4 protein-coding genes are annotated in these 3,754 nt (G+C 50.2%); all 4 read right to left on the bottom strand.

Going from position 1 to position 3,754, the window contains the following annotated elements; genetic code table 11:
- Nucleotides 1-207 precede the first annotated feature (207 nt).
- The 4 genes from porB to truA all read right to left on the bottom strand — a co-directional run bounded on the left by porB (nucleotide 208) and on the right by truA (nucleotide 3,506).
- Nucleotides 208-1,203: a trimeric porin PorB gene (gene porB / locus HMPREF2959_RS03755; RefSeq protein WP_070696394.1), complete on the bottom strand. Its 996-nt coding sequence runs from the start codon at nucleotides 1,201-1,203 to the stop codon at nucleotides 208-210.
- Between the two features lie 832 nt (nucleotides 1,204-2,035).
- A complete protein-coding gene (locus HMPREF2959_RS03750) occupies nucleotides 2,036-2,359 on the bottom strand; it encodes a type II toxin-antitoxin system PemK/MazF family toxin (protein WP_002234378.1) in 324 nt (107 codons plus the stop codon).
- Nucleotides 2,347-2,586, bottom strand: coding sequence for an AbrB/MazE/SpoVT family DNA-binding domain-containing protein (locus HMPREF2959_RS03745; protein WP_002218169.1), 240 nt, complete (start codon nucleotides 2,584-2,586; stop codon nucleotides 2,347-2,349). The genes HMPREF2959_RS03750 and HMPREF2959_RS03745 overlap by 13 nt, the downstream gene beginning before the upstream one ends.
- A 122-nt stretch (nucleotides 2,587-2,708) precedes the next feature.
- The gene (gene truA, locus HMPREF2959_RS03740) at nucleotides 2,709-3,506 is read right to left on the bottom strand and encodes a tRNA pseudouridine(38-40) synthase TruA (RefSeq protein WP_002221701.1); all 798 of its coding nucleotides are present in this window, start codon (nucleotides 3,504-3,506) and stop codon (nucleotides 2,709-2,711) included.
- Nucleotides 3,507-3,754: the final 248 nt, after the last annotated feature.

Here is a 3,754-nt window from a genome sequence, read left to right as displayed (position 1 = left end):
AAATTTATTCTAAATAGCTGAAACTCAACGCACTAGATTCCCGCCTGCGCGGGAATGACGGCATATTTTGACATTGAATAAAAAAGACTAAAAACAGAAAACAGCCAAACAGAAAACAGCGAAACAGAAAAAAGCCAAACAGAAAAAAGCCAAACAGAAAAAAGCCTGTCTGGCGACAGGCTTTTTGTTGATACCAATCTTTGCAGATTAGAATTTGTGGCGCAGACCGACACCGCCGGCAGTCGATACGAATTTGTTTTCGCCTTTACCTTCTTGCAACCAACCGGCAGAAACCAAGGCAGAAGTGCGTTTGGAGAAGTCGTATTCCGCACCGACAACCACTTGGTCGTAATCGTTGCTTAAGTCTGCATCATCAAACGAGCCTTTGAAGCCGTGGGCGTAAGAAACGCGGGGCGTTACGTTGCCGAAGCGGTATGCCAAGGTAGCGGCAACTTCGGTTTGAGAGTTGTGCGAATAATTGTCTTCAACCAATTTGGCATCTTGTTGCTGTACGGCTACGGAAGCGTGCAGGGCATCATTGTCGTAACCGCTGACCAAACGGTGAATCTGGTATTTCTCAATATTCACGTTCTCATCCACCCGCACATGTCTTTTATAGGCACCGCCATATTGCACGAAGAAGCCGCCGTTTTTGTAGTTGAAGCCGGCGTGGTAAGATTCGCTGTTATATTTGCCTGCATTGTCGTTAAGCGCGTATTGTACGCTGCCGCTGAGGCCGGCAAATTCGGGAGAATCGTAGCGTACGGAAATGAGGCGTGCTTCGGGTTCGGCAATTTTGTTTACACCCAAATAGTCGCTTTTGCTATCCCAAGGATTGATGTCGCCGGTGTCTTTCAGGACGCTGTTCAAACGGCCGACGCGCAATTTACCGAAGCCGCCTTTCAAGCCGATGAAGGATTGGCGGTTGCCCCAACCGGAGTCAGTACCGGCGATAGATGCTTTTTGCTCAACCTGCCAAATGGCTTTCAGGCCGTTACCGAGGTCTTCTTGGCCTTTGAAGCCGATTTTCGAACCCAAATCAACGATGCCGGTACCGGTTTCAACGCTATAAACTTGACCGTCCTGGTAATCTAGGGAGCGGGAAGTTTCTACGCCGGCTTTGATGGTGCCGTACAGGGTAACGTCAGCCATTGCTGCAACAGGAAGGGCTGCCAAAGTCAGGGCAATCAGGGATTTTTTCATTGCTGTATTCCTTTTTTGGTTAAGAAATTTAAGCAGGCCGGGCTTTCCAAGCCGCTTAGCTTTGCATTTACCGCCGACGTTTTCGGCGATTCCATGTCTGAAACTATAGATGTTCCTGTCTGAAAAAACAAACTTCTGCCTGTTTTTGTGTGGAATTCGATGTGTATTTTGAAGGGCGGATAGAGATATTGTGGGTATTTTTTGTTTTATAACATATGGTTATTTAAATTTTTTAAGATTTGCATTTTTACAACACTTACTCGGGAGGGTATTGGAGGGCATTGCAAACCGAGGGTTATAAAGACGGCAAAAAACGCGCACGTGGTTTCTTTCGGAACGGGCGGATGCAAAACCCGCCCCTGCGGCAGGAGATAGTGGATTAAATTTAAATCAGGACAAGGCGACGAAGCCGCAGACAGTACAGATGGTACGGAACCGACTCACTTGGTGCTTCAGCACCTTAGAGAATCGTTCTCTTTGAGCTAAGGCGAGGCAACGCTAACCGTCATTCCCGCCACTTTTCGTCATTCCCGCTCAGGCGGGAATCTAGAATCTCGGACTTTCAGATAATCTTTGAATATTGCCGCTGCCTTAAGGTCTAGATTCCCGCCTGCGCGGGAATGACGGCTGCAGATGCCCGACGGTCATTATAGCGGATTAACAAAAATCAGGACAAGGCGACGAAGCCGCAGACAGTACAGATGGTACGGAACCGACTCACTTGGTGCTTCAGCACCTTAGAGAATCGTTCTCTTTGAGCTAAGGCGAGGCAACACCGTACTGGTTTAAAGTTAATCCACTATAATGAACACAATCAATTCAGACTATTCAATCAGGCAAACATCTCCTGCAATACTGCAAACAGTTTTTCAGCCGTACTGTTGTCTAAATTTCCAAGATGCTTGACCAATCTGGCTTTATCCACAGCCCTAATCTGTTCGGGCAAAAGCAAACCGTCTTTATCCTGAAAGCGGACATTGACGCGGAACGGGGCAGGACGGCTTCCGCTCGTCATAGGAACGATCAGCACAGTCTTGAGATAGTTGTGTATTTCAGGAGGAGATACTACGACACAAGGACGTGTCTTTTTGATTTCGCTTCCTACGGTCGGGTCTAAGGAGACCAGATAGATTCCGCCGCGTACTACCATATCCATTCTTTATCCGCTTCGTTTTCAATTTCGGAAAAAAAATGCTCCTGCTCGGTTTCGACAAGCATTGCGGCAGCTTCTGCCCATCCCCTGCGAACGGTAGGACAGCTTAAAATGATATTGCCCTTTTCAACTGTAACAGCCAAGCTGTCTACTGCCCCTATTTGACCCAATAATGATTTGGGCAGAATCACGCCTTGCGAGTTTCCCATTTTGCGTATGTTGAGAATCATATACGTACCATATTTACCTGTTTATGTAATAACAATGTTAGTACCTTGATGAGGTAGTGTCAACATGGAAAAAGATTGCCTGACAGTTTGTCCGATTTCAAAATCTCCGCGACAAGAATGTTTTAAAGCCATTCGGGGATTTGGGGGCGGATGATGCCGTATGCCTCGGGATAGTCGACGCCGGTCAGGTAAAGCCCGTCGGGCATGAAGGTCGGCGGGGCTTTGAGGCGGCTGCGTTCTTGAATCAGTGCGGCGAAGCCTTCGACGCTGAGTCTGCCGCTGCCGACATAGACGAGCGCGCCCATGATGTTGCGTACCATATGGTGCAAAAAGGCGTTGCCGTGCAAATCGAGGCGGACGAGTCCTGAGCTTTGGGTAAGGTCGGCGCGGTAGATGGTTTTGACGGGGGATTTTGCTTGGCATTCGGCGGCGCGGAAGCTGGAGAAGTCTTGTTCGCCGATCAAATAGGCGGCAGCCCGACGCATCGGTTCGATGTCGAGTTTGAGGTGTGTCCAGCCTGCCCTGTTTTTGAGCAGGGGGGAACGGACGGGGGCGGATTCGAGCAGGTAGCGGTAGTGCCGTCCGTATGCGTCGAAGCGGGCGTGAAATTCGGGGGCGACCTGTCGGGCGTGCAAAACGGCAATGCCTTCGGGCAGGTGGGCATTTACGCCGCGCACCCATGCCTGTTGGGGACGGGCGGCAGTTGTGTCGAAGTGGACGACTTGGGCGGTGGCATGCACGCCGGTGTCGGTCCTGCCGGCAACGGTGGTGGAAACCGCTTCCCCTGCTATTTGGGCGAGCGCGGTTTCCAATGCCGCCTGAACGGTCGGTACGCCGTCAGCCTGTTTCTGCCAGCCGTAAAAGCGGCTGCCATCATAGGATAGGGTTATTGCCCAGCGTTGTTTTTGTGCGGTATCCATCGGATTTGGGATTCGGATAAATGTTCAGACTGCATTGTATCGCAGATTTTGCAGGGAAACGGCAAATGCCCGGGGCGCGCGGCGTTGTTTGGGGAGTTGGGGGGGGGGATGCAGTTGCTACGAATCGCTATCCTGTGAATTCACCCTGTCAGGAGTGCCCGAATCGTCATTCCCGCGCAGTCGGGAATCTAGGACGTAAAATCTAAAGAAACCATTTTATAGTGGATTAACAAAAACCAGTACGGCGT

It is taken from the genome of Neisseria sp. HMSC070F02 (assembly GCF_001814225.1).
Taxonomy (GTDB): domain Bacteria; phylum Pseudomonadota; class Gammaproteobacteria; order Burkholderiales; family Neisseriaceae; genus Neisseria; species Neisseria meningitidis.
The sequence above is the reverse complement of the archived record's forward strand: the minus strand, read 5'-3'. Positions and strand labels throughout refer to the sequence as shown.

Bases quoted from the DNA above. Each gene is read 5' to 3' on its own strand.
- porB (WP_070696394.1), bottom strand. From the start codon at position 1,203: ATGAAAAAATCCCTGATTGCCCTGACTTTGGCAGCCCTTCCTGTTGCA.
- HMPREF2959_RS03750 (WP_002234378.1), bottom strand. From the start codon at position 2,359: ATGGATATGGTAGTACGCGGCGGAATCTATCTGGTCTCCTTAGACCCG.
- HMPREF2959_RS03745 (WP_002218169.1), bottom strand. From the start codon at position 2,586: ATGATTCTCAACATACGCAAAATGGGAAACTCGCAAGGCGTGATTCTG.
- truA (WP_002221701.1), bottom strand. From the start codon at position 3,506: ATGGATACCGCACAAAAACAACGCTGGGCAATAACCCTATCCTATGAT.